Source organism: Fischerella sp. JS2 (assembly GCF_032393985.1).
Taxonomy (GTDB): Bacteria; Cyanobacteriota; Cyanobacteriia; order Cyanobacteriales; family Nostocaceae; genus Fischerella.
On sequence record NZ_CP135918.1, the window covers coordinates 4,275,655 to 4,302,367 of the forward strand.

The following is a 26,713-nucleotide window of genomic DNA, read 5'->3' on the forward strand; positions in this document are numbered from 1 at the left end:
ATAGGCGCACAAGTTTACTAAGTTGACATCCTCTCCCGCTAAAGATGCGGTGTAGCGGGAGATTCCCAAGACTCACGACTTGGGTTTCTGTTTCTTTCCCTTACGGGTTTTTTGCAACTGCCCTCTAGACTTATGCCCATCAGGTCTTATGTTCGCTCCACAGACTGCAACGGTGTGTCCCACCGCCAAAATATTTCTAGCTGCATTGATATCCCGGTCGTGGTACGTCCCACAGTTGGGACAGCCCACTCCCTGACATTCAACGGCAGTTTATCAACAACGTGACCGCAATGCCCACAGCGTTTAGAACTGGGGAACCATCGGTCAATTTTTACCAAGGTTCGACCGTACCACGCTTGCTTGTACTCCAGTTGCCTCACCAGTTCTCCCCATGCAGCATCACTGATAGCACGGGCAAGTTTAGGATTTTTGACCATGTTCTTAACCGCCAAGTCCTCAACTACTATCGTTTGGTTTTCACGAATCAGTCGAGTAGTCAGTTTATGCAAATGGTCTTTTCTTGCATCAGAAATTTTAGATTGAAGACGAGCTACTTTGAGTCTTGCTTTATCTCGGTTGCGAGAGGCTTTTTGTTTACGGCTCAAAGACTTCTGTGCTTTCCTCAAATGCTTGATAGTACTTGTCAAATGCCTTGGGGTTAGCAATCTTTTCGCCTGTACTCAGAGTCACAAGAGAGCTAATCCCGACATCCAGCCCAACAGCACTATCAAGTGGCTGCATGGTTTGGTCAGTCGGATCATTGATTCGCAAACTGACAAACCAGCGTCCAGAAGGTTCAAGCCTAACTGTGATGGTACTAGGTTCACATCCCTTTGGAAGTTGCCTAGACCATTTAATCGGCAATGGTTCAGAACACTTTGCCAAGTAGACCTGCCCATCCTTCCATCGGAAAGCGGACTTGGTAAACTCTGCGCTACCACCACTACGTTTCTTTTTGAAGTTAGGGTATTTTGCCCTACCCGCAAAGAAGTTAGTGAAAGCTGTTTGCAGATGTCTCAAGCCTTGTTGCAGTGGTACACAGCTAACCTCGTTCAAAAACTGGAGGTCTTCAACTTTTTTCCACTGCGTCAGCATAGCAGAAGATTGAACGTAATCAACCTTCTCCTGTCTGGAGTACCAAGCCTCGGTTCTCGCCGCCAAAGCCTTGTTAAAAACCAACCACACACAGCCAATCGTCCGGCGCAATATTAGTTCTTGCTCGGCAGTTGGATAGACTCTGTAACGGTAGGCTTTTTCCATATCTCACATTTTACCATTAAATCTGTGAAATACGTACAACCCGCTATGCACTCCTGTTCACTTACTCACTCGTCGCTCACCCCATCACCTGTTGCTGCTTTGCAGCAATTTGATTCAGGGGTGAAGCTTCTCGCTCGTCCCCATTCCTCTCACCGCCAAACTGCGTTGTGGCGGGAGTCTCCTGGGGGTGTTAGATGATTTGCTAGTATTTACAGATGCGCCAGAAAATCAAGATTTAGGCATTGTTAAACGCCAACGAATGTGTAGGATGCACTACACTTAATTAAGAAAGATCCAGTGCAATTCCTTTGATTGTCAGGTGCAAACCTTTTTTGTCTCTATATTGAACCAAAATATATTCTGTAGGCAAGAAGGACACAAACTGGCTAAATTGTTATAAAAAAAGTTTAAAGTGGAGTAATTAGCCTCAACAACCTTAACAAGAGGATAATCTTCTCCTGCTGTACATGAACACGCTCAAGTTATAAGATTCCTTGTGCAATCTCAAAAACCCGAAAAACTTGATTTTAATAGCGAGTACCCCTGTCCCTGTCGTCGTCGGGGACGATTAGTTCCGATTACCCTTACAGAAGCATTTGGATGTGATCGCTGTCAGCAAATCTTTGTAGTAGAAGATAATGGTTTTGTGCTAGAACAGCTTTCTACTACCTATCCTTACAAACGTGCGTGGCGCTGGACAGGTTCTAGCTGGCAAGTTGTCCATCCGCGTTTAGGAGAAAGCTATCTGCCGGTAGCGCTTGGCATTATTTTCGTGTTAGTGATTATATGGTTGCCATTAGCACTACGATTGGCAAGTGGTTCAAGTATAATCGCTTGGGCAATGGTGGCAGTACTATTGGCAATTTTACCCGCACTGATGGTCTGGCTTACCTACAGACGTTGATTCAATGACAGTGGATGCTTTTGATGATAGTCCCGAAGCAATCTCCAGCACTAAACGTGCTTATGCTGCTTCTTTAAAGTTAGGAATTACCAAAGGGACAGATCGCAGTCGTGCCGTTTTGGCGATGGCAGAGGCGATCAAACGTTCTTTTGATGACATTCTGGAAGCCAATACTTTGGATCTAGAGGCTAGTCGGGAAATGGCCATACCAGATTTGATTTTGGATTGGTTGAAGCTAACACCAAAACGTCTGGAAGCGACTGTAGAGATTTTGCAACGACTAGGAGAATTGTCAGATCCACTGCGGCGAGTGCGTAGTGCTGACTACCAACTGGAAGACTCTCAGACTTACACGCAACTAATGCCTCTGGGTGTAATCGCATTTATTTATGAAGCATTTCCAGAGTTAGGGGCGATCGCCGCGGGTTTATGCATCAAAACGGGTAATTGTTTGATCCTTAAAGGTGGTACAGAAGCTAGCCACTCTAACGCAGTGATCGCTGATGCCTTACAAGCTGGTATTGCCGACGCTGGTTTGCCCCTTGGTTGTATAGAATTGATCCAGACTGAACATGGTGCTTCAATTCGTGATTTGGTCAGTCAAGACAATTACTTAAACTTAGTCATTCCCTACGGACGTGCTAGCTTAGTACAGCAAGTAGTAAGACAATCTACAGCACCAGTACTGAGATCAGCAATGGGTAATTGTTACCTGTATTGGTCACTCAATGGCAGCTTAGAAATGGTGCGTTGGATGATTGTAGATAGCCATTGTAGTCAACCAGATCCAGTGAATGCGATCGAAAAAGTTTTGATTCATCGGCAAGCTATGCCATCGTCTTTAATTACCCTGTGGAACAGCTTGCAAGAAAAAGGCTTTGAAATTAGAGGAGACACAGAATTAGTAGAAGCCTTTGGGCAGTTACAACTAGCTAAAGATGGGGAATGGGGAAGTGCTTATTTAACTAAAACAATAGCTTTTAAACTAGTGGATAGCTTAGAGGCTGCGATCGCTTGGATTAATCAGTACAGCAGTGGTCACGCCGACTGCATCGTCACAGAATCCTATCAGGAAAGTCGGCAGTTTGCCTTAGGAGTCAACAGCGCCTCTAGTTACATCAATGCTTCCCCCCGTTTTACCCGTAACCCTGCACGGGGAGATGGCGTGTTTTTGGGTATGTCCAATCAGAAAGGCCATCGACGTGGTTTTATCAGCTTAGAAAGCCTGACTACGGTCAAACATATCGTGCAGGGGAACGGAAGGTTTTAGAAAATGATGGGGTGATGGGGTGATGGGGTGTAGTATTTTCTCCCCATCTCCCCAACTCCCTATCTCCCCACCATCCTATTTATTGTCTGCCAACTTCACATTCGTGGCTAGACCAAGTGCTTGTAGGAACTTAACTGTCATCCAAGTCATGTCAATTTCCCACCATTGCAGTCCGTGACGTGCGGAATACTGAAAGGCATGGTGGTTATTGTGCCAACCTTCACCGTAAGTTAATAAAGCAACCCACCAACAATTTGTTGAGCGATCGCCTGATTCATAAGTACGATAGCCAAATTTGTGGGTAGCACTATTGACCAACCAGGTGCAGTGCCATACGAAAACTAGGCGAACAAAAACTCCCCAGATTACAAAAGGCCAGCCACCCAGCAAAAACAGTACTACACCTAGAGCTACTTGGAGCCAAATTAAATTATTTTGGAAAAACTGATAAACTGGGTCATCGCCAATATCTTTCGTAAAGCGAGGTACTTCTGGCTGAAGTGGTGAATGAAAGAACATCCAACCCATGTGACTCCACCAGAAGCCTTTGTTGGAATCATGGGGATCTAACTCCTTATCTGAGTACAAATGATGCATCCGATGCATACCGACCCATTCTATTGGGCCTCCTTCGCAGGAAAGGGTTCCACACAAAACAAGGAAGTATTCTAGCCACTTAGGGGTTTGAAAACTACGGTGGGTGACGAGGCGGTGATAGCCCAGAGTAATACCTAAGCCACCTGTTACCCAATGGAGAAACAAGCACACACCAACTGCTTTCCAGCTAAAGAAACCGGGAAACAGAGCCAGCAACGCAGCAGCGTGCAAAACAGTCAAGAATGTAATGTGTACTAAATGGCTTCGGGATTTTGTTGATGTAGCAATTGTCATGCAGTAACCTGAATAGGAATTGTTCAGCCTAGTCTGCGCGATCCTTAAATCCGCATATTATGTTTTTTTTGTGAATGAGGAACTAATGAACAGCTTGGAACAGCTGCGGCAAGCAGAACAGGCACTGTTACAGATTTTTTCTGGAATTGACGCTCAGGTCAAGAGAAACCTTTACAGAGTGTTAAGTGCTTTTCGTCATCATCGAGTCGGCGCTCACCATTTTGCAGGTGTCACAGGATACGGTCATGATGATTTAGGGCGAGAAACTTTAGACAAAGTGTTTGCCGAAGTTATGGGCGCAGAGGCGGCGGCTGTGCGAGTACAGTTTGTATCTGGAACTCACGCGATCGCTTGTGCCTTATTTGGTGTCCTCCGTCCTGGTGATGAAGTACTCTCGGTGGCTGGCCCTCCTTACGACACATTGGAAGAAGTGATAGGTTTACGGGGTCATGGTCAAGGCTCCCTTATAGAGTTTGGCATTCGCTATCGCCAATTGGATCTTACCCCAGAAGGAACAGTGGATTGGCAAGCTTTAAGCCGAGCGGTGGAGGATAACACTACTTTAGTTATAATTCAGCGCTCTTGTGGTTATTCTTGGCGTTCTAGTCTGTCAATTGCCGATATTGAAAAAATTATTAATTTAGTCAAGCAGCAAAATCCCAACACAATTTGTTTTGTTGATAATTGCTACGGCGAATTTATAGAAACCAGTGAACCTACCCATGTCGGTGCTGATTTAATGGCGGGTTCCTTGATTAAAAACCCTGGTGGAACTATTGTCACAGCTGGCGGTTACGTTGCTGGTCGTGCTGATTTGGTAGAAGCGGCTGCGTGTCGGCTGACTGCCCCTGGTATCGGTAGTTACGGCGGTGCGACCTTTGACCAAAATCGCCTCCTCTTCCAAGGCTTATTTCTCGCGCCTCAGATGGTAGGAGAAGCCATGAAAGGTACGCACTTAACAGGTTTTGTTTTTGACAAACTTGGTTATCCAGTTAATCCCGCACCCTTTGCTCCTCGACGTGATGTGATCCAGGCAATTAGACTCGGTTCTGCCGAGAAGTTAATTGCATTTTGTAAGGCAATACAACAAAATTCACCCATTGGTTCTTATCTAGACCCCATTCCTGATCAAATGCCAGGTTACGAAAGCAAAGTCGTCATGGCTGGCGGGACATTTATTGAGGGTAGCACATTAGAGTTCTCAGCTGACGGGCCATTACGAGAACCGTATGTCGTTTACTGTCAAGGCGGCACCCATTGGACTCATGTGGCGATCGCTTTAGAAGCCGCAATTGAGGCAGTAGGAGCAGCAAACTAAGGAACGCGAATTAAACAAAATACACAACCTCACCCCCATCCCCTCTCCTTACTAAGGAGAGGGGTGCCGTAGGCGGGGTGAGGTTCAAATACTCGATGACGAGATTATAATACTCGTCGACGAAGCTCAAACACTCAGCGACGAGTCTCAAACACTCAGCGACGAAGTTCCAATACTTGACAACAAAGCTCAAATACTCAGCGACGAGGTTCCAACACTCATTTATCAAGCTCCAATACTCATCGACGAAGTTCCAATACTCGACAACAAAGCTCAAACACTCAGCGACGAAGTTCCAACACTCATTTATCAAGCTCAAACACTCATTAACGAGGTTTCAACAACTCATTGACGAGATTCCAACACTCATTCATCAAGCTCAAACACCCCTCACACTCCTCACACTCCCCATCTCCCCATCTCCCCATCTCCCCACCTCCCCATCTCATCGGCACGCCTCATTCGGCACATCAGGATGGCTAGCAAAATAATCCCTCAGCCAATTGCACCCCCGCGCCAGCAGTTCATCTATACCTTCAACCGGACGCAACTGCACAGTATTATCTACAACAACCGCTATTAACTTACCATCTGGGTTAAGCACTCCGTCTCCACCCTGATATTCAGCCAACTGCTGCCAATCATTCCCTACCTGCGTCCATAAGCGCACAACGCCGTCATTTGATGCAGTAGCAACAGTCTTGCCATTGGGATTAAACAACACGTTGTAGACCTCACCATTATGCTTGAAGGTAGCAATTTGTTTGCCTTGAAGATTCCACAACTTGGCTGTGTTATCACTTGATGCAGTAGCAACAGTCTTGCCATCCGGGCTAAACACCACGTTGTAGACCTCATCGTTATGCTTAAGGGTGGCAATTTGTTGGCCTTTGAAATTCCACAACTTGGCTGTGTTGTCACTTGATGCAGTCGCAATAGTTTTGCCATCTGGGCTAAACATCACATCGTAGACCTTACCGTTATGCTTGAGGGTGGCAATTTGTTTGCCTTGGAGATTCCACAACTTGGCTGTGTGATCACTTGATAACTTGGTTATGTCATCACCTGATGCAGTCGCAACAGCGTTGCCATCGGGGCTAAACACCACGTTGTTGACCGAACCATCATTATGATTGAGGGTGGCAATTTGTTTGCCTTGAAGATTCCACAATTTAGCTGTGTTGTAACTTGATGCAGCAACAGTGTTGCCATCGGGGCTAAACATCACATCGTAGACCGAACTATCATGCTTGAAGGTGGCAATTTGTTTGCCTTGGAGATTCCACAACTTGGCTGTGACGCCTGCTGATACAGTCGCCACAGTCTTGCCATTCGGGCTAAACACTACGTAGTAGACCAAACTATCATGCTTGAAGGTGGCAATTTGTTTGCCTTGGAGATTCCACAACTTGGCTGTGACGCCTGCTGATGCAGTCGCAATAGTTTTGCCATCTGGGCTAAACATCACATCGTAGACCGAACTATCATGCTTGAAGGTGGCAATTTGTTTGCCTTGGAGATTCCACAACTTAGCTGTCTTATCAATTGATGCAGTCGCAATAGTTTTGCCATCCGGGCTAAACACTACGTTGGAGACCTCACCATTATGCTTGAAGGTGGCAATTTGTTTACCTTGGAGATTCCACAACTTGGCTGTTCTGTCAAATGATGCAGTGGCAAGACTGTTGCCATCCGGGCTAAACACTAAGTTGGAGACCGCATCGTTATCCTTGAAGGTGGCAATTTGTTTGCCTTGAAGATTCCACAACTTGGCTGTGTTGTCATCTGATGCAGTCGTCACAGTCTTGCCATCGGGGCTAAACACCACGTCGGAGACCGAACTATTATGCTTGAGAGTGGCAATTTGTTTGCCTTGAAGATTCCAAAGCTTGGCTGTGCCGTCAGCTGATGCAGTCGTCACAGTCTTGCCATCGGGGCTAAACACCACGTCGGAGACCGAACTATTATGCTTGAAGGTGGCAATTTGTTTGCCTTGAAGATTCCAAAGCTTGGCTGTGCCGTCAGCTGATGCAGTCGCAATAGTCTTGCCATCGGGGCTAAACACCACTTTGAAAACCCAACGATTATGCTTGAGGATGGCAATTTCTTGACCTTGGAGATTCCAAAGCTTGGCTGTGCCGTCATTTGATGCAGTAGCAACAGTCTTGCCATTGGGATTAAACAACACGTTGTAGACCTCACCATTATGCTTGAAGGTAGCAATTTGTTTGCCTTGAAGATTCCACAACTTGGCTGTGCCGTCAGCTGATGCAGTCGCAATAGTTTTGCCATCGGGGCTAAACACCACGTTGTTGACCGAATCGTTATGCTTGAGGGTGGTAATTTGTTTGCCTTGCAGGTTCCACAACTTGGCTGTGCCGTCAGCTGATGCAGTCGCAATAGTTTTGCCATCGGGGCTAAACACCACGTCGGAGACCACACCGTTATGCCTTAACTGATTTTTCGGCGTTGCTGAATAAAGGTATGTTTTAGGCAGGTAAGGGAACAGAACGATATTTGAGGTAGTGCAATAACAATCGAACAGAGTATCTCAGCATTTCCTCAGTTTTGGAATAACATAAAGTTTTACGATGAAGACGAGCCAAATAATGTCTAAGCCTTGTGTTTTCATTTTCGACTCGTGTCATGTAGGTCTTACTCACAATTTGGTCACCATCAGGAACAAAACAAGGGTAAACAGGGTATCCATCTGTGACGTAAAAATAACTCTGCCAACACTGGACAATGTTCCATAACTGTTGGAAAGTAGTCGAACTACGATCACCTAAAACCCAAGCAAGAATACCTTGAGTAAAGTGATTTACCGCCGTCCACAACCAGATTTTATTTTTTGAACCAATAAATGTTTCTAATTCATCTAGTTCTCCCACCTGCGGAATTTCCTTTGAATTTGGTGTATCCGCCAATTGTGTACCCACTCGTTTAACCCAATGAATAATGGTAGTATGATGAACGTTTTTCACCCTTTCAATTCCACGAAATCCCATACCATTGACGTACATTTTTAGGCATTCTTGTTTGATTTCATCCGAGTAGCCCCTGGGTGGTTTATAGACATCAATGAATTGACGACCACAATCACAGCAAATGTGATTCTGTTTACCTCTTTTCTTTCCATTCTTACGGTTATGACAAGATCCACAGCGTGGACATTCCATGATTAATTGACCTCAATTCATACCGCTATTATGCAACGCCGATTTTTCTCATGAATATTTTCGAGAGTAGTTTGCAAAGCTAATAGAGGGCTGACGGTTGGATATTCTGTGAATGAGCGATGATCTTTGACTATTTGTTTTAGCTCTTTTACAGATTGTGTTGCCTCGACTAAATTATCAATACTAATAAACTCAGACGATCGCAACAAACGCGCAGATGATTGTTCCAACTTTGTTACAGTTTGCGCTGTCCTAAATTGTTGCCAACCAAATCCAGCCAATGCTAAAGAAATAACTGCCGCAGTTGTAGTCCCAAATAAAATCCGCCTCGCCTTCTTTTGGGCATTTGCTAATACCTGATTCGCTTCCCTTTCCGTCTCTAAAGCCTTTTCCGCCTGTTGTCGCGCCTGTGCCAAAAGTTGATTTGCTTCCTGTTCTGCTACCAAAGCGCGTTGGACTTCTCGTTTATCAAATTCCTGACTCGCAGACAAATACTGATAATCCACACTACTCAAACTTTTGCCAGTCGCCCACTGTAGAGCTTCTTGCAAAGCTTGTCCCCGCAATAAACGCGATTCATCTTCACACTCAGAAGCCATCCAAGCATTAATTTCACTCGCATAAGGGCGGAGTTTTGCTAACTGTTGTTCACACCACTCCTGATTAAATACTTCTTGATAAATGCGGTTATAAATTAACAGTTTGCCACCACGTTTTACAGCCAACCCAGTTAACCGCAACTCTGTTTGTTCCGGGCTATTATCACTTGCAATCTCTCCCTGTTGCAAAATCTGTTGAGCCAAAGCCAATAATTGCCCAGTACGCTGTTCACTACTCCACAATAGGCGATCGCGAATAGTCCGCAAATGCTCTGGCTCATCGTGCATTTCCCAATTTTCAATAATCCCTAGACGCACCAAACGTCCCACAAAAATAGAAACTTCCCCCTCCTCCCCGCGTCTCCCCGCATTCCCAGACGCGATGAATCGCGTCTCTACATTACTTCCCTCACTCCCCACCTGCGCTACCAACCTACAAACCTTCTGTGTCAAAAACGGCTGTCCACCAGTCCACTCCAACACGGCTTGCATTAATCCTTGTGTGTCACCTATTGTTGCGAGTCCTCTTGCCAATGGCTGCGCTTCTTCAAGTTGAAATCCCGTTAAATCAATTGCCCTACCAATATTAAATGGTGTGCGTCGCTTATCCCCAATTAAATCGGAAGGCGTACAAACTCCAATCAATGCAAACGTCAAACGGTTGTATTCTGGTTGGTCGGCACGACGGTTGTAACAATCGCGAATCACTGCAAAAAAATCATCTAAATTGAATTGAATGCTGAGAATACTGTCTATTTCATCGATGAAAATAATAATTTTGTCAGTAATTTTCGGAAGTAAAACCGTTTCGAGAAACTTGCTTAACTTCTGCACTGGTGAAAGCAAATTATTCTCAAACCACCAATTTTCCAAATCAAAATCATTGTAAAGTCCAAAAGTTCCAATTAAACTATCAATCACCCCGGCGTACCATTGTTCCGGCGTAATATCTGCCGTACCGATCGCTGTAATATCAATGGCAGCACATGCAATTCCCTCTTGTTGCAATCGCCGCATCACCTGCACCCGCAAGCTGGATTTACCCATTTGTCGGGAGTTGAGTACATAACAAAACTCCCCGCTTGCAAAGCTTCGTAGAGTTCAGCGTCAGCTTTACGGGTAACATAGGTTGGCGCATCTTCAGGAAGACTGCCTCCAACTTGATACTGATACAGCGTCATAGCAGTAAGAGTGTGAATGAAAAGTATTTTCCTTGGTGTCTTGGTGTCTTATATCAAGTTCGGTTAATCACTTAGAATAAAAAACCTCACAAGAACAGCCCCTTCACCCCTAATCCCCACTCCCTTAGGGGAGTGGGGGCCCCGAGTTCCCCAGAGGGGACCCCCCCATCCCCTCTCCTTAGCAAGAACAGGGGTGCCGAAGGCGGGGTGAGGTAAAAGGGAATTGTAAGTAATCATGCGAACTTGATATTAGTGGTTCAAAGACTAACTTTTTCACTACCAAGACACCAAGACACTAAGAATTCAGAACAATGGAACTGAGTCAATTCGTTGACTCTAACCTTATTTCCTAGAGAATTATACTTTTTCGTCAAGAGCGTCATTATTTATTTGTACTCACAAATGACCAATGACTAAAAACACAATAGATTACACTTTGCTGAAAATTTCCCCAAAAATTTGAGTTACCCCCCATAATGAGTTCAAAGAAAGCAATCCACAATTAATAAACGGTGTTCCCGTGATTGGAATTGTTATTGTTTCTCACAGCAGACGGCTAGCAGAAGGTGTGCGAGAACTTGCGCTACAGATGGTTCAAGGCCATGTTCCCATCGCCGTCGCCGCAGGCATTGATGATCCGGTAAATCCTTTGGGTACGGATGCGATGCAGGTTTATGAGGCGATCGCATCTGTATATAGTGATGATGGGGTGTTGGTGCTGATGGATCTCGGTAGCGCTTTGATGAGTGCAGAAATGGCCCTAGAGTTTCTCCCCAGCGAACATCAACAGCACATACATCTGTGTGCAGCACCTCTAGTTGAAGGTGCGATCACCGCAGTAGTTGCAGCTGCATCTACCAACGACATTCAACGGGTAATTACGGAAGCACAGGGAGCATTAGTCGCAAAAGCAACTCAGTTAGGTTTGGATGACAGTCATTTGTCATTAGTCATGAGCGAAGAACCAATAATTAATGACAAGGGACACACAAGCCAAATCAGTTTGGCTGTTAGTAACAGGTTTGGATTGCACGCCCGCCCCGCAGCTCAATTTGTCAGCTGTGCCGCTCGATTTCAATCTCAAATTCAAGTCAGAAATGTTACTAAAGGTAGTGATTTTGTCCGTGCTGACAGTATCAACCAAGTAGCAATGTTAGGAGTACGTCAAGGAGACGAAATTGTCATTACTGCTACTGGCCCGGACGCAGACGTAGCACTAGCCGCATTACAAACACTCATCACCACCAACTTCGGCGAAGACAACACTCCTCCCCCCACTCCCAGACGCGATGAATCGCGTCTCTACATTACTCCCCACTCCCCCCACACTCCAAGCACCTCCCTCCAAGGCATCCCCGCTTCCCCTGGAGTCGCGATCGCACCTTGTTTTCGCTATCGCCAAACACCCATCAGTTGGGGTCAAACTACTTCTATAGAACAATTACCGCATTATCACGTAGATAATACTCACCAAGAGTGGCAACGTTTACAATCGGCATTGTACACTGCTCAACAAGAAATTCAAACTTTGCTGTCCCACTCTTCTATTCAAATTGGTGATGCGGAAGCTGCTATTTTCGATGCCCATTTGTTATTTTTGGCAGATCCAACTTTGCTGGAGGCGGCACAGCAACGCATTTTCACCCAACATCTCAATTCTGAAGCTGTTTGGCAAGGAGTAATTAATGAGGTAGCAAGCAATTATCACCGTCTTGATGATCCTTATTTACAAGAACGCATCGCTGATGTTGTTGATGTGGGACAGCGAGTATTGCGCGTATTGTCGGGTACTCCGATGACGATTGTGGACGTATCCCAACCTGGGATTTTAGTTGCGGCTGATCTGACTCCCTCAGATACAGCTAGCTTAGATCCAACAAGTGTTTTGGGCATTTGTATTACGGCTGGTAGTGCTACATCGCACACTGCTATTCTGGCTCGTTCTTTGGGTATTCCGGCAATTGTTGGTTTACCACCAGAAATATTACAGCTTACCGATGGCACACAGCTAGCGATTGATGGCGAGACGGGTAGAGTTTGGGTGGAACCAGAAGCAGAAGTCTTGGTAGCACTTAGGACAAAGCGAGATGCACAACACGCAACCCAGCAACAAGCAATAACTATTGCCCATCAACCTGGTATGACTCGCGATCGCCACCAAATCAATGTATTCGCTAATGTCAGTAGTATCAATGATACGCAACAAGCTGTGAATTTAGGTGCAGAAGGTGTCGGACTACTTCGTACAGAATTTCTTTATCTCAATCGTCCTACTGCTCCCACTGAAGAACAGCAACTAGAAGTTTATCAGGCGATCGCGCAAATTTTGGATCACCGTCCTTTGATTATTCGTACTCTGGATGTCGGTGGAGATAAATCAATTCCTTATTTGGGCGTGGGTTTAGAAGCCAATCCTTTTTTGGGTTGGCGTGGGATTCGTTTTTGTTTAGATCGTCCCGAAGTGTTGAAAACCCAATTAAGGGCAATTTTACGGGCTAGCTTTCGCCAGCAAATCAAAATCATGTTTCCCATGATTGCAACTGTCGACGAAATCCAAGCAGCAAAGGCTATATTGGCTGAAGTGCAAGGGGAACTACGTCAGGCTGGTGTCCCTTTCGATGAGGCGATGCAAATAGGGATCATGATAGAAGTACCATCAGCAGTCACCATTGCCGAGCAGTTAGCTAGAGAAGTAGACTTTTTCAGTATTGGTACTAATGATCTCAGTCAATACATCATGGCAGCAGATCGCACTAATCCCAAGGTGGCAAATTTAGCTGATGCCTTGCATCCAGCAGTGTTACGCATGATTCAGCAAACCGTCGAGGCTGGACATGCTGCTGGTATCTGGGTGGGATTGTGTGGTGAAATCGCAGCAGATCCCTTAGCAGCACCAATTTTATTAGGCTTGGGACTAGATGAAGTGAGTCTTAATCCCCAAGCGATTCCTGCATTTAAAGGTGCGATCGCCCAATTAACAATGCCACAAGCGCAAGCGATCGTTACAGCAGCATTGCAACAAGACTCCGCAGCTAAAGTCAGAGAAATTGTGAACTATGACTTACATCTCATCTGAATCATTTGTCATTTGTCATTCTATGCTGTATTCATTGGTGTTTATCTGTGTTTATCTGTGTTCGATTTTCAAATCATAACTTTTATCACTCTATTAAATTACATCAATAATATCAAGTTCGGTTAATCACTTAGAATAAAAAATCTCACCCCCATTCCCTCTCCTTGCTAAGGAGAGGGGTGCCGAAGGCGGGGTGAGGTAAAAGGGAATTGTAAGTAATCATGCGAACTTGATATAATTGATGATTAAATTTTAAAATACTTCTTTTTAACTTTACTCAATTTTGTCTGTAGACGCATTTTTGTCAAACGAATTTTTGTTAGATTGTTAATATTATCAGGATAAATTTTTTTATGGTCAAAAAATTCATTTAATTCATCTAAAATTACTTGTAAACGTTTAGTAATATTTTCAGTACGATATTCTGCTAAAAAATTTTCGGTTAATCTTGAAGGTGTCCAATTTGTCAGTAATTTGAGAATGCGTTGCATATCATATTCTTTTGAATATCCAGCTATTTTATAGCAATTAAAGCCGGGGTCTAAGTAATCAGATAGCCCACCGTTAATACTAGAGAAAACCTGACACCCACAAGTCAGAGCTTCCATTGGTTGTAAGCCAAATCCTTCACTAACACCTTGCTGCGCCCAATATTCAGCAGAATCATAGAGATAAATTTTAGCTCGATTAAAAAGTCCTGGTAAATCCTGGACATAGGAATCAACAACAAAAACTTGGCATTTTTGTCGTAAGGATGGAATCAATTCTTGCATCAAATATTGCGAAGATTTCCGAGCCTGCACTAACACATCAATATCTCTTTCCAAGTGGGAATTTTGAAATTCGTTACCAATTTGATTGGGTAAATAATATATCAGTGAATGAGGTGAGTATTGTCCCCAATATCCCATTGTATTCCGGCTAACAGTAATAATAGGAACACTAGCAGGTAATTTAAAACCATAACCTGCACTATGGGCATGGTAAACAACATTATGTTGCTTGAGCTTAGCAGCAAGCCGAGCTACATCAAAACCCCAACTGATCACAAAAATAACATCATCTAAATTTTTATCCTGGAGTAAATCATCGATAAAGAGTTTTCCTTCTTCTCTTTGACGATAAGTGACAATATCAGCATGGCAAAGTTGCTTGGCGAGATTAAATGTTTTTAATTCTGCCCAAAGACCACCACAAGCAAACTTTCTATCTGTTCCAGGAAGTAAAAAGTAAAGCTTTCTCATTAAATAAATTGTTAGTGGTTAGTGGTTGGTAGGTAGAGATGCGAGGAACATCGCGTCTGTACATTAGTAATTAGTGGTTAGTGGTTAGTTGTTTACTCCCCACACTCCTCACACTCCATCCTACAGGAAGCCGCTTGCGCGCGTTTACACACTTCCCCCATCACCCCATCTCCTACTCCCGCCAACATACTTTGACAAAATATGCCTCCTGTCCACATACATCTCTTGTACGGGTTATGTTTTCAATATTCAAATTAAAGGGAATGGCAGTTGTGATGTATCGTTGTGCTAAAGCACCTACATCAGGGGCTAATTCTGCTGCTGTCGTTGCTGCCAACCCTAAACCTACGAGTTGTTCTATTATGCCTGGTGGTAGCAATATATGCATACCGACGGCAAATCCTGCTGTCAGCAGCATTGCTACTGATGCATTTGTACCGCAGCGAGGATGTATAGCTAAATGCCATTCCCCATTGATCAATCGATGTAAGGCAAGTGTGGCTGCACGCCGCAAGTCGCTAATATTTACCTCACCGTAAAGGTAGAATCCTTGCTCTGTAGACAATCCACCCAAGAATTTGTTATCTACCTGAACATTACTGGAGGTGAATGTAATAGGATGGTTAGTTTTTGACTCGCTCAGCATCCACACTGTAGCATGTTCTAAAGCATGAACTTGCCGGAGCATGAGAATTTCTTTCAACCCTGGGATAAAAGATAACTGTTGAAGTAAATCAGCATCTAACGTAGGTTGAGGTGCTGTTAAATCAAAATTAAATAAGTCCAAGGGAAACCCATCTATTTTGGCATAAGCAAAATTATTCATAAGAACACTGCTCGCTAAACTGATGGAGCAATACATATTTCTTTCAAATGTACCCTTTCAGCCTATAGATTGTTGCTAATTTTTGTTGACTGTGCAAATTTTAGATTCTGCGAAAAGTTTGTAGACACCCTGCGGGCGTCTACGCGTAGCGTTCCGGAGGGAACTGCAAAGCTTTTCAAGACGGATTTTGGATTGAGGTTTGCAGTTAATCTCAAATCACAAATCTAAAATCCAAAATTGATTGGCTAGGGGCTAGAGGCTAAAGGTATATAGTAATTCATAATTCCCAAAGCCCAATGCCCCATGCCCAAGACCTTCACTCGTACAGTCGGGATGCTTAACCTGGCATATATGATTCTCATCCTTGGGTAAAAACTGTCCCTAACCTTAACCAATCTTCCAGTAGTATGTGGCGCTGAATTTTGAAAGGTTGACACTTAACATCAGGCGTGAGGAGAAAAATGAGCAAAAACCTATCAAAATGGGCTTGACAGCATACTAGTAAGTTTATTCATGATTGGGATTGGGCAAAGGACAGCAGTTTACATCATCCAAGCAGACTTTGCCCCAGTGCAAAGCCCAGCGGACAAGGGCTACTCGATTGTCTGTACCAGTTTTGGTGAGAATGTTGCTGATATGGTTATCAACTGTACGCTTGCTAATTTCAAGCTTTGCTGCAATTTCCTGATTAGTTAAGCCAGCGGCCACTAAGTCGATAATTTGCAGTTCTCTGTCTGACAGACTTACAGGGGTCTGAGACTCGCCACCAGCCATGCTTTATTTTATCCTCCTTGGTATATGTACTCAATCACTCTTTCTCATTCTAGAAGATTCTTTAGCTGGTGGGGGTTTCAAGTGTTAGTATTAATACTCTTTTCACAAAGGTGTAGGAAATGGGGAATTAAAACTGGCAATTAGGAATGTAAAATTCATTGTTAACTTCACCCTTTACGCCTTTCCTGGGTGGTCGTCGTCTCGCCTTACCTGGTGATTGATACCTAAAAAACCTTTTGCACACTTACAGATCACATCAAACTATTAGCTAAAACTTTCAAGCGATCGCAGATACTCAACTTCTTGTCATCAAGCAGCTGTAGAGTTACTTTTGATAGTCATAATTTAAACATTCGCCTAATCATCACAATCAATGGTCAGCTCTACCCTGGTTGCTACACTTTATGTTAACCCCATAACGGGGAATGATGCCAATGCTGGGTCACGCTTAGTTCCGTATAAAACCCTTACCCGTGCCTTAAAAGCATCCAAAACAGGAATGATTATTCAACTCGCACCGGGTAATTACAACACTGCCAATGGTGAGATTTTTCCCCTCATCATCCCAGCTGGGGTAATGGTAGTGGGTAACGAAGCAACAAAAGGACAAGGCATTACTATTTCTGGAAGCGGAGAATATCAAAGCGAAAGTTTTGGGCTGCAAAACATCACACTGCTACTACTGGATAATGCCAGTCTCATGGGTGTGACTGTGACTAACTCGATCACCAAAGGCACAGGTATTTGGATTGAATACGGCGCACCAACTTTAGCCAATAATACTTTGCTCAACTGTGGTCGAGAAGGTTTATTTGTCAGTGGCACAGCTAAACCAGCAATTCTCGATAACGTATTTACCGGAAATGGTGCTTCTGGACTAGTAATGGCACGTAATAGTAAAGGAGAAGTGCTGCGGAATGTAGTCCAAAAAAATGCCATTGGCATTGCCATCAGTGACTTTGCTGCTCCTTTGATTGCAAATAATAAATTATCAGAAAATCGGACTGCGATCGCTCTGTCTCGAGATGCACGTCCAGTGCTGCGCCAGAATGTCATCGAAAAAAATTCCCAAGGCGGTTTGTTAGTAAACGGTAACGCCATCCCCGATTTGGGCAGCACTCAAGATCCTGCTGGTAATACTTTTCGTAGCAATTCTGGTTTTGATGTACAAAATGCCACATCAGTAAAATTAGTTTCGGCTGGAAATCTATTAAATCCCGTGGGGATCAAGGGGTTGGTGGAGTTGAGTGCAACGGTTGAAGACACTGCCAAACCAATATCTGTAAACACGAGTTTTGCTGATATGACTGGGCATTGGGCAGTTGCTTTTGTGGAAGCTTTACTCACTAAAGGCTTAATTAGCGGCTTTGGTGATGGTACGTTTAAACCAGAAGCCCCAATCACCCGCGCTCAGTATGCAGCAATGATTGCTAAAACTTTTGAGCTACCTCTAAAAAATAAATACGGTAAATTTACGGATGTAAAATCTGATTTTTGGGCAGCCGCAGCTATCGAAAGGGCTGCTAGTATGGGGTTTATAAGCGGATTCCCAGATGGTACATTTCGACCAGGACAAAATTTAACAAAAATTCAAGCAATAGTATCGATAGTAAATGGGTTACAACTAAGTGGTGGTAATCCAAATGTGTTAACCGTGTATCGCGATCGCGCTCAAATACCCAGTTATGCCATTGATGCTATGGCAATTGCTACTCAAAAACTACTAGTGGTGAATTATCCGCAAACCGAAATACTCGAACCTTTGCGGGATATCACGCGCGCCGAGGTAGCAGCATTAATTTATCAAGCATTAGTGACTAGCGGTAAGCAAAAACCAATAATTTCTCCTTACATTGTTAATCCTGATGCGGATATTGCCTCATTCACCGATCTCAGGGGACACTGGGCAGAAGGATTTATTCGGGCATTAGTTAGCATGAATTTAACTCGTGGTTTTGCTGATGGTAGCTATAAACCAGATCAAGCAATGACTCGCGCCCAGTATGCTGCATTAGTAGCAGCTGCATTTAATCCCACTGCTAAACGTCCAGCACAAGAGTTTATTGATGTACCCAAGGATTTTTGGGCATACAAGCCCATCCAACAAGCAGCACAAGGCGGTTTTGTAGCTGGTTTTAATGATCGCACCTTCCGCCCCCAGCACAATGTGCAACGACTCCAGGTAATTGTTTCCTTGGTGAATGGGCTTAGCCTACCAGCAGCCAATGCTGATGTATTATCTAGCTTTAGCGATCACAACACTATTCCCGACTATGCCCGTACTGCCGTTGCCACAGCAACTGTGCAAAAAATCATCGTCGATTACCCAGATACTAAACAAATTGCACCAACGCGAGAAGCAACACGGGCAGAAGTAGCAGCAATGGTATATCAAGCATTAGTAGCAATTGGGCGATCTCCAAAAATTAATTCACCCTATATTGTTTCCCCTTTTGCAGTCGGTAACGAGTAGAATAAAAGACATTCTTTTATTACTGAATATAAAGAAAAATAGCTATGGGGATTGTTAGTAGTTAGTAGTTAGTAGTTAGTTGTTAGTTGTTAGTTGTTAGTTGTTCACCACTAACCACTATCCACTAACCAGTTATCAGTTATCAGTTATCAGGTAATTTCTCAGGTGATAACTGTTTACTATTCACTGATTTCCAACCACTATCCATTAACAGCCTTCAAAACAAATAAATTTATTTCAACTATCTAATAAACAGTAGCAAAAAGCTAGCTATATGCAACGGGAGCAAAATTTAGCCCTATTGCCTCAAACCGAAATCCCAACATTTACACCAAGTTTGGGAACATCTGCCAACTTGGCAATAGCCTTATTGATTCACTACAGTTTTGATCTCAGTGGTTATCAAGCCAGTGAGTTGGTTAATTATTGGCAACAGCAATACTCTGATAGTTGGTTACATATAGCAGTGATTGAAGCACTGTATCAGGGGCGTTACAAAGCGATATCAGTACAGCAAATATTAACACTGTGGCAGCGACGGGGACAGGCTGTTTTTCATTTCAATATGGAATTTGAGCGCTTAATTTGTAGCAAGTTCCCTGAAAGTTTAACTTCAGTGTCAACGTGGCCTCAATTTTCTGCTTACCACACTCCTCGTGCCGATGAAGAGAAAAAAGAGGAAGTGGAAACACAAAGACACAAAGACACTAAGATCGAGAAACACCAAGAAATTTTTCCCCATCTCCCTACTAATAATACTCCCAAACCACAACGACAGCTTCTCTCGGCTGCTGTCAATCATTCTCCCATCGAACAATTTACCCCCCAAACAAGCGATCGCTCTCAATCATTTACCTCAAAACTGAAAGCGATGTCTAATGACAAGCTACTGTGAAGATCAGAGGTACTCTTGCCTATTCTCTCTTACCCATTACCAGCCTATGCAACATTTATTTAATAAATTTAGCTTTTAATAATTCGCTTGTATTAATAATTCGATATCTATGGAACCAATCCAAAATCTAAAATCTAAAATCCAAAATTGGATCACAGGGGCGACAGAAAAACACCCTGGTTGAAGTCGCCCTTCAAACTAAGGTAGTTATGGGTTTAGCATCATGCCGTGAATACGCTGGTACTCACGTATCATAATGGCATTCTTCAACTCTATTTGGGAAAGAACAGAGTCAGGAAACTCTCCTGGTGCATAACGAGGCTGATACCAACTTTGACTTTCAAAGTAACGCTGTAGCTTTTGCTCTTTAAATCTACGACCATGACGGGCATAGATTTCATTACGCATAAGCGTTAATTCCTGCGCACTAAATCCCTTGAGATCTGCCGAGGTAAGCAATCGTTGTTGAAACAGTGGCTTTGATGTTGCAGCTAAAACCTGAGATTTGAGAAGTGGGGATTCAGTTTGATGCAAAGTAGGTTGGCTATTCGCTGGTTGGGAAGTAATCTCCAAGTCGATAGATGTGGGTAGTGGCGGTTCAACTTGATTCAAGCTAGTCTGGTTCTTTGCTGCTTGCAAAGTAGTTTTCGCATCTGATTTGGTCGATTTGGATAGTACCGGTTTAACTTGATTCAAGCTAGCCTGGTTCTTTGCTGGTTGCGAAGTAACCTGCGATTCGATATCCTCAGATGGTTCAACAGCACTAAAGCTTGTCTCGGGAAGATCTATTTCTGGTGTACTAATGTTAATTTTCTCTAAGGCGTTAGTACTGTATGCAGGTTTAAGATTGGCATACTTCTGTACTGTTTTCTGCAACTTAGTATTAGCTGAGGCAAATTGATCTGATAAAACAACCCAAGAAGAAATCCCTCCAACAGCAAAGCCTCCAGCAAACATCATTGAAGCTATTCCAACCTTAGAACGTAAGCCTACTGTTGATGAGTGACTAGACACTTTTGTTTGTAGTCTGGGGTTTAATGAATTTGTCTGGGATTCTCGAGTGTAGTGTTCGATCTCCTCCAGGTTTTCATCATCCAGAAAGATATAAGAAATTGTATCCAGCAATTTCTCCTGCTTCACTCCTTTGTAGGTTGGGTATTCTTGGGTAGACTCTGTTGTTAGTTCAATAGATTCGCCAAGAGGGTAGTGTTGGATGGGAAATACTGGTAGATCAGGGGAATTGTGAGGATTTTGTTGGATAAAATCGGCTCTGGGTACAACAACCCTTTGAATTAAGGTTGTTTGCTGGGAAATTTCTTGTTGTATCTGTGATTTAGATTTGTTCACAGCTATTTGAGTTTCTGGAGAATTCATATCAATCTTCCCGGGATCATTCTCTGTAAAAGTTAGGGTGAGTAGATTCGGGATGCTGCACAATTCCTCCTGTTGTGTATCATCATCTGGCTCGTAAAGGTTGGTCTCATTAAAAGTCGTCCTATTGCAAGTATCCATGTTGCTGTTGAGAGTCTAGGTGGTTATCTTTGTTGCAAGAGGTGTTGTAAAAGGATTAACACACTAGTGTGTCTCACTAAAGTACTAGGAAAAACATGTTACAGTTAGCTTTTTTACGATGAATTTTATCTATCATCTCAAGCTACAGTGGAAATATGCAACTAGTTGACCATCAAATTTGACACTATTTTCTACACTCAACTAAAAATAGAGTCAATGAAAAGATGGGAAAAGAGGCGAAAGAAGGGAAAAACAAGCAATTATTAAATTAATATTAAACAACTCAATACTGAAGCAATGGTCATTGGTCATTGACCATTGACCATTGACAATTGATTAGTATCCAATTGGCTCGATCATAGTTCTCAAACCATTATTATTAAGAATAGTTAACATCTGCTCAGCGTTATAGCGGCTACTAAACACTCCTGCTTGCATAACTGCTCTACCTTGCCAGAAAGTAGGAAAAGCACCAGGCGCTAGAAATCTGACTAACTCCTGATCTTTTTGAGTTTGTACTTCTGCTATCACCCGGTAACGCCTACCGAGTGCGCCGCCAGCATAAGCTGTAGTTGTAGGATTTTCAGATACTGGTAGTGGATTACCAGTAGGAAGATTACTACTCATTGGTGGTGGTTGCAGCATTGGTAATGCTTGGATTGCATTGGTTTCCGTTGTTACTGGTGTGGGTGTGACTGAATTGATAGGAGATTGGGGTTGGGGTGCAACAAATTCGATTGTATTTGTTGCCATCTGTACATAATTTACTTGTGGTGTACTTGCTTGTTGTTGCCAACCTGTAACTGTTTGTTTAGGTGTCAAGCTACTAGGAATCGGAAATCCAGCAGCGTTTCTTAAGGGAAGTGGTTTTGGTTTAATAGAATTTGTAACTACTCCAGAAGTGACTTGTCCTGTGGACTGCTGTGGCTGGGGAACACTTACCACAACCTTAGAAGTAGAATTTGCTGGTTGTAATGGCAATAGTTGGCTGTTTAATGGTTTTGCAGCGTTGTTGGTACTAGAAGATACAACAGTTGGGGGAGGCGGTGACGGTTGAGAAGCTTGGGAAACAGGAAGAGAGGGTAATTTCCGCGTAGAGGTAGGTCTACTGCTTATAGTATTATTAGAGACACTAGGAGCAGAAAAGGTAATTTCCTGAGTTACTTGTGTTTGCTGGGTGCTGTTTTTGGCGATCGCAACAGATGATGAGTTATCAGCCGCAGCTATTGTACCGCTAGTATTGACAGTACCAGCAATGCGATCGCCAGCAATAACGTTTCCGTAGGCAGTTATTATCTGCTTTGCAGCACTGGCATTGATATCATAACGAGCATTATTACGAAACTGATTACCACCGACTTCGGAAGTGTTACCTAAATCTGGTTGTGCTTGCCCTAATACTACCAGCCCATCTTCTTTATTACCCTCAATCACGTTTTTCCGTAAAATGGGACGAGAAGAAGCTTGCACAATGATCCCGCTTCTATTGTTGATAATTTGATTACCTACTACCACAGGTTGGGCTTTTTGAGCAATATTAATACCAAAGCCTGTTTCTTGAAATATGTTCTCTCGTATTTCTGCACGAGAGGCATCAGTAACCGTAATACCGTTGGCACTGTTACGATAAAAGAAATTGTTGCGAATTATTGGTGCAGTATTGCCAATGACGGTAACTCCATCTTGAGTATTACCAGTAAATGTATTTTCTCTAACTATAAAATTAGTAGATTCAATCCATAGACCGTAACCCCCCGGATTGGAGTTTGTCACTGTTACCCCTGTTAGTGTTGCTCCTTTTGCACCGACAACAGCGACATTTTTACTACCAAAACTCCGGCTTAGGTAATCACCGCCTCCGCTAATAATAATACCACGGCCTTTGCTACTGCCATTCCCTTGAAGGGAAACACCAGACTTGAGTATTAAGGGGAAATTTTCTCCCGTTGCAGCGCTGTAAGTCCCTTTAGCTAGCTTAATCACAGTGTTGGGAGTAGCAACTCGCAAAGCCTGGGTAATAGTTTTAAAAGGAGTACTTTCACCCCCATCTCCCTGTTTGTCATCTCCAGTACTGGGGTTGACAAATAATACATTCACCTGAGAAATTGTTGTCTGGCTGGGTGTCTGAGCAATAGCGGTATCAAAGTAGCAGTTCAAAAACATCAAACTTGCTACTCCTATACCAGCAGCGTTAAACAATAAACGCGCGGAACGATAAATAAAAAGTATTGTCACCTCCATGTACGGATGTGATTTTTGCTTTTGATTAATCTTCTTTCCTGGTAGAATGTCATCCTGACAAGGATTAGAATCAATGGGGGGGTAAATCACCTTTTCTGCACTCCTTACAACCAACTAGCAATTTTTATACTCTCAAAATTGCAAGAATGTCGATGATATCACTCAGATATTGAATGGGTAATGGTTAGTGGTTATTAATCATGCTTAATTCCCAATCCCCGATCCCCCTTACTTAGGGGGTAGAGGTTGTAGTAAAAATATTTTATAATTCCTATTTTCTAATTCTTTATCTCGAATCTCAAATCTTTAATAAATAAACAATAGACATGAAAAAATTACTGCAACTATGAAACGGACTGACTGTTACGATCAAAACACTAATGGGATTGTTGTAATGGTCGAGCCATACAGCCAAAGAGAGCAAAGAAATCTGGTTATTTACCGCATTTTAGATGCGAATTTAGACCGTGCGCGTGAAGGCTTGCGAATTATTGAGGAATGGTGTCGTTTTGGCTTGAATAATGCCCAGTTAACTGGGGAATGCAAGGGAATGCGACAAGAGTTAGCAAGCTGGCATACTGCTGATTTACGGGCAGCACGGGATACATTGGGCGATCCTGGTACTGAGTTAACTCATCCCCAGGAAGAACAACGTACGAGTATCAAATCTTTGCTGCAAGCTAACTTCTGTCGAGTAGAAGAAGCTATGCGAGTACTAGAAGAATATGGCAAGCTTTATAACCCAAATATGGGAAAAGCTTTCAAGCAGATGCGTTACCGGGTTTACACCCTAGAGAGTAATTTGATGGGTTATCAACGGCATCAATTGCTGCTGCGATCGCATTTGTATCTTGTTACCTCCCCCACTGATAAACTACTAGAAATAGTTGAAGCTGCTCTCAAGGGAGGATTAACCCTAGTACAGTACCGCGATAAAAATGTTGATGATGCTGTTCGCCTCCAACAAGCTCAAAAATTACGGCAGTTATGCCATACCTACAACGCCATTTTTATCATCAATGACCGCGTAGATATAGCTTTGGCAGTTGATGCAGATGGGGTACACCTGGGACAGCAAGATATGCCCATTACTGTAGCTAGACAATTGCTGGGGCCTCACCGCATAATTGGTCGCTCTACCACAAATGCTGATGAAATGCAACGGGCAATCAAAGAAGGAGCAGATTATATCGGTGTAGGGCCTGTTTATGAAACTCCGACAAAAGAAGGTAAGCCTGCTGCTGGTTTAGAATATGTTAGTTACGTCGCTAAAAATTGTTCCATCCCTTGGTTTGCCATTGGGGGTATAGATCCCAATAACATCAATGACGTGATTGATGCTGGGGCGAAGCGTGTAGCAGTGGTGCGTGGGATCATGCAAGCCGAACAACCTACTTTAGTGACGCAATATTTTCTCTCGCAGCTGAATCGTATTCAACCAGATCCTGATCATCTCTATGTCGAATCAAATTACTATCCAGATCAATGGTGAACCTCGTAGCTGCTTGCCTCAAACTCTTCTACCCGAATTACTTCAACAATTAGGGTTTAATCCTCGGTTGGTGGCAGTAGAGTACAATGGTGAAATTTTACACCGTCAGTATTGGCAGGAAACAAAAATACAGCAGGGCGATCGCTTGGAAGTTGTCACGATTGTTGGTGGGGGTTAGGTCAAGGGAGATGGGGAGATCGGAGATAAGGAGGACAAGGGGGAATAAGTTTTATTAAGTGTAGGAGTTGGGTAATTTATTTTTTGGAGTTCCCTAACTCAGCAAACAAGAATAGCGAGACTCAGGGATATAAAGCCATCGGTGCAAGCTTCTTTTGTTAGCTAATATTTTTCCTCTACGCCCAAGTTGTTCGCGTAGTTGTTGGTTTTCGCATAGTTGGCGAAAAGCTTGAAACATTTCCAAACCAGAATGGGGATTGACAATTAAGCCGTTTTCCCTGTGGCGGACTGTATCTGCGGCACAACCAACATTTGAGGCGATTACAGGCTTACCAAAGTAAGCTGCTTCTAAGTAGACCATACCAAAACCCAGGTGGCTGCTAGTTTTGCGATCAAATAAACTCAGCAAAGCAAATATATCACAAGCTGCATAATAACCAGCCAATTCCCGATCAGCAACATATCCAGCAAAATGTACCCACCGATCCAAGCGCAGACGTTGCACCTGAGATTGTAGTTTTGACTCACAAGGGCCTCGTCCACAAAGAATGTAGTGAACATCTAGTCCTAAAGTTAGCAGTAGTGGCAAATTATCTATTACCAAGTCAAAACCTTTATACTTTTGTAGGCTGCCGACCGAAAGAATGACTATTGCATTTTCTGGAATATTGTGCCTGTTACGTACCCGTATACGTAAATCATCAATTGCGGTAGGAGTTGCGACGCCAAATTTTTTTCTTCTGACTACAGGATGGATAACGTGAGTAGGGGTATCGATTTGAAAATGTCTAGTCAGTAAATCTCTTGTCCAGCAGCTATTACAAACAATACCTTCTGCTCTTTGCAAAGTAAATGCAAACAGCGATCGCATGAGCGAATTACGTAAAGCACATAAAATATCATCCCCGTGGAGGTAGATAAAAAAACGAATAGGTAAAAGATAGCTTAAAAATAACAGTGAAATAAAACCGTAACCATGACCCCATTCAATATAACGGTAATGATAGCGAAAATAAAGTTTTATTGCTAGGATCGCTGACCAAACCATATTTAGAACTGGTTTGAGGATATTTTGGCTCCAACCATGATGCCAAGATTTAGGAGTTTGCCAACGATAAACAGGAAACAGTTGTGACTTGTCAAAAGCTTTATCCCCTGCACAACTAGCGGTCAGAACAATAACTCTTTCTGTGTCTTGCAGACAGCGATTATATATGTATTCCTCAATTCCGCCTTCCCTGGGTAGAAAAGTGCGACATACGATAAGAATATTTGGAGATACAGTTTGTTCTCCAAGCGTCGCCACCCTTGATGAAATATGTTCCATCAGAAATTTAATAAATAAAATTTCAAACTGTTATTTTTTGTTAGTTTATAGGTTAATACTGCTGTGCTAACCTA

Annotated in this window: 19 protein-coding genes and 1 pseudogene; 8 read left to right on the forward strand and 12 right to left on the reverse strand. The window is 43.2% G+C overall.

Annotated features, from left to right (window positions below; all coding sequences use genetic code 11):
• Positions 1–146: 146 nt before the first annotated feature.
• Together RS893_RS18165 and RS893_RS18170 are read right to left on the reverse strand one after the other, a co-directional pair.
• On the reverse strand, positions 147–665 hold the full coding sequence (locus RS893_RS18165) for an RNA-guided endonuclease TnpB family protein (protein ID WP_396336372.1): 519 nt from the start codon (positions 663–665) through the stop codon (positions 147–149).
• Complete coding sequence (locus tag RS893_RS18170) at positions 595–1,260, reverse strand: transposase (protein WP_315786416.1); 666 nt, start codon at positions 1,258–1,260, stop codon at positions 595–597. The genes RS893_RS18165 and RS893_RS18170 overlap by 71 nt, the downstream gene beginning before the upstream one ends.
• Before the next feature lie 496 nt (positions 1,261–1,756).
• On the opposite strand from RS893_RS18170, the gene RS893_RS18175 reads away from it, so the two are divergent.
• Positions 1,757–2,164 carry a hypothetical protein gene (locus RS893_RS18175; protein WP_009458157.1) on the forward strand — a complete coding sequence of 136 codons (408 nt, stop codon included), beginning with the start codon at positions 1,757–1,759 and terminating at the stop codon, positions 2,162–2,164.
• 4 nt (positions 2,165–2,168) lie between these two features.
• A complete protein-coding gene (locus tag RS893_RS18180; RefSeq protein ID WP_315786450.1) occupies positions 2,169–3,434 on the forward strand; it encodes a glutamate-5-semialdehyde dehydrogenase in 1,266 nt (421 codons plus the stop codon).
• Between the two features lie 75 nt (positions 3,435–3,509).
• Here RS893_RS18180 and RS893_RS18185 read toward each other — a convergent pair whose 3' ends face one another.
• Positions 3,510–4,325: an acyl-CoA desaturase gene (locus RS893_RS18185; protein ID WP_102152514.1), complete on the reverse strand. Its 816-nt coding sequence runs from the start codon at positions 4,323–4,325 to the stop codon at positions 3,510–3,512.
• Between the two features lie 85 nt (positions 4,326–4,410).
• On the opposite strand from RS893_RS18185, the gene RS893_RS18190 reads away from it, so the two are divergent.
• On the forward strand, positions 4,411–5,643 hold the full coding sequence (locus RS893_RS18190) for a methionine gamma-lyase family protein (protein ID WP_315786461.1): 1,233 nt from the start codon (positions 4,411–4,413) through the stop codon (positions 5,641–5,643).
• Positions 5,644–6,088: 445 nt separating this feature from the next.
• Here the strand turns inward: RS893_RS18190 and RS893_RS18195 are convergent, their stop codons facing one another.
• From RS893_RS18195 to RS893_RS18205, 3 genes and pseudogenes are all read right to left on the reverse strand, one after another.
• The gene (locus RS893_RS18195) at positions 6,089–8,188 is read right to left on the reverse strand and encodes a WD40 repeat domain-containing protein (protein WP_315792015.1); all 2,100 of its coding nucleotides are present in this window, start codon (positions 8,186–8,188) and stop codon (positions 6,089–6,091) included.
• The gene (locus RS893_RS18200) at positions 8,133–8,822 is read right to left on the reverse strand and encodes an IS1 family transposase (protein WP_315786134.1); all 690 of its coding nucleotides are present in this window, start codon (positions 8,820–8,822) and stop codon (positions 8,133–8,135) included. The genes RS893_RS18195 and RS893_RS18200 overlap by 56 nt, the downstream gene beginning before the upstream one ends.
• A 380-nt stretch (positions 8,823–9,202) precedes the next feature.
• Positions 9,203–10,602 (reverse strand): annotated as a pseudogene (locus RS893_RS18205) (AAA-like domain-containing protein); the annotation flags it as partial.
• 520 nt (positions 10,603–11,122) lie between these two features.
• On the opposite strand from RS893_RS18205, the gene ptsP reads away from it, so the two are divergent.
• Complete coding sequence (ptsP, locus tag RS893_RS18210) at positions 11,123–13,678, forward strand: phosphoenolpyruvate--protein phosphotransferase (RefSeq protein ID WP_315786468.1); 2,556 nt, start codon at positions 11,123–11,125, stop codon at positions 13,676–13,678.
• A 245-nt stretch (positions 13,679–13,923) separates the two neighbouring features.
• Here the strand turns inward: ptsP and RS893_RS18215 are convergent, their stop codons facing one another.
• From RS893_RS18215 to RS893_RS18225, 3 genes are all read right to left on the reverse strand, one after another.
• A complete protein-coding gene (locus tag RS893_RS18215; RefSeq protein WP_315786472.1) occupies positions 13,924–14,922 on the reverse strand; it encodes a glycosyltransferase in 999 nt (332 codons plus the stop codon).
• 172 nt (positions 14,923–15,094) lie between these two features.
• Positions 15,095–15,748 (reverse strand): DUF6391 domain-containing protein, encoded by a 654-nt coding sequence (locus RS893_RS18220; RefSeq protein WP_315786476.1) that lies wholly within the window; start codon positions 15,746–15,748, stop codon positions 15,095–15,097.
• A 507-nt stretch (positions 15,749–16,255) separates the two neighbouring features.
• Positions 16,256–16,522 carry a helix-turn-helix transcriptional regulator gene (locus tag RS893_RS18225; RefSeq protein ID WP_315786477.1) on the reverse strand — a complete coding sequence of 89 codons (267 nt, stop codon included), beginning with the start codon at positions 16,520–16,522 and terminating at the stop codon, positions 16,256–16,258.
• A 373-nt stretch (positions 16,523–16,895) separates the two neighbouring features.
• Between RS893_RS18225 and RS893_RS18230 the strand changes: the two genes are divergently transcribed.
• Entirely contained in the window at positions 16,896–18,995 is a 2,100-nt protein-coding gene (locus RS893_RS18230) for an S-layer homology domain-containing protein (protein WP_315786480.1), read from the forward strand.
• 274 nt (positions 18,996–19,269) lie between these two features.
• Positions 19,270–19,890 carry a hypothetical protein gene (locus RS893_RS18235; RefSeq protein ID WP_315786483.1) on the forward strand — a complete coding sequence of 207 codons (621 nt, stop codon included), beginning with the start codon at positions 19,270–19,272 and terminating at the stop codon, positions 19,888–19,890.
• Positions 19,891–20,097: 207 nt separating this feature from the next.
• Here the strand turns inward: RS893_RS18235 and RS893_RS18240 are convergent, their stop codons facing one another.
• Both RS893_RS18240 and RS893_RS18245 read right to left on the reverse strand, forming a co-directional pair.
• Entirely contained in the window at positions 20,098–21,264 is a 1,167-nt protein-coding gene (locus RS893_RS18240; RefSeq protein WP_315786486.1) for a YARHG domain-containing protein, read from the reverse strand.
• Between the two features lie 474 nt (positions 21,265–21,738).
• Positions 21,739–23,643 (reverse strand): DUF1565 domain-containing protein, encoded by a 1,905-nt coding sequence (locus RS893_RS18245; protein ID WP_425475844.1) that lies wholly within the window; start codon positions 23,641–23,643, stop codon positions 21,739–21,741.
• A gap of 346 nt (positions 23,644–23,989) precedes the next feature.
• Here RS893_RS18245 and RS893_RS18250 point away from each other — a divergent pair, with 346 nt between their 5' ends.
• Together RS893_RS18250 and thiS are read left to right on the forward strand one after the other, a co-directional pair.
• Entirely contained in the window at positions 23,990–25,135 is a 1,146-nt protein-coding gene (locus tag RS893_RS18250; protein WP_315786491.1) for a thiamine phosphate synthase, read from the forward strand.
• Positions 25,101–25,313, forward strand: a complete 213-nt coding sequence (thiS, locus tag RS893_RS18255) for a sulfur carrier protein ThiS (RefSeq protein ID WP_009456336.1) — start codon at positions 25,101–25,103, stop codon at positions 25,311–25,313. Before RS893_RS18250 ends, thiS begins: the two co-directional genes overlap by 35 nt.
• A gap of 93 nt (positions 25,314–25,406) precedes the next feature.
• Here thiS and RS893_RS18260 read toward each other — a convergent pair whose 3' ends face one another.
• The gene (locus tag RS893_RS18260) at positions 25,407–26,639 is read right to left on the reverse strand and encodes a glycosyltransferase family 4 protein (protein WP_315786531.1); all 1,233 of its coding nucleotides are present in this window, start codon (positions 26,637–26,639) and stop codon (positions 25,407–25,409) included.
• Positions 26,640–26,713 lie beyond the last annotated feature (74 nt).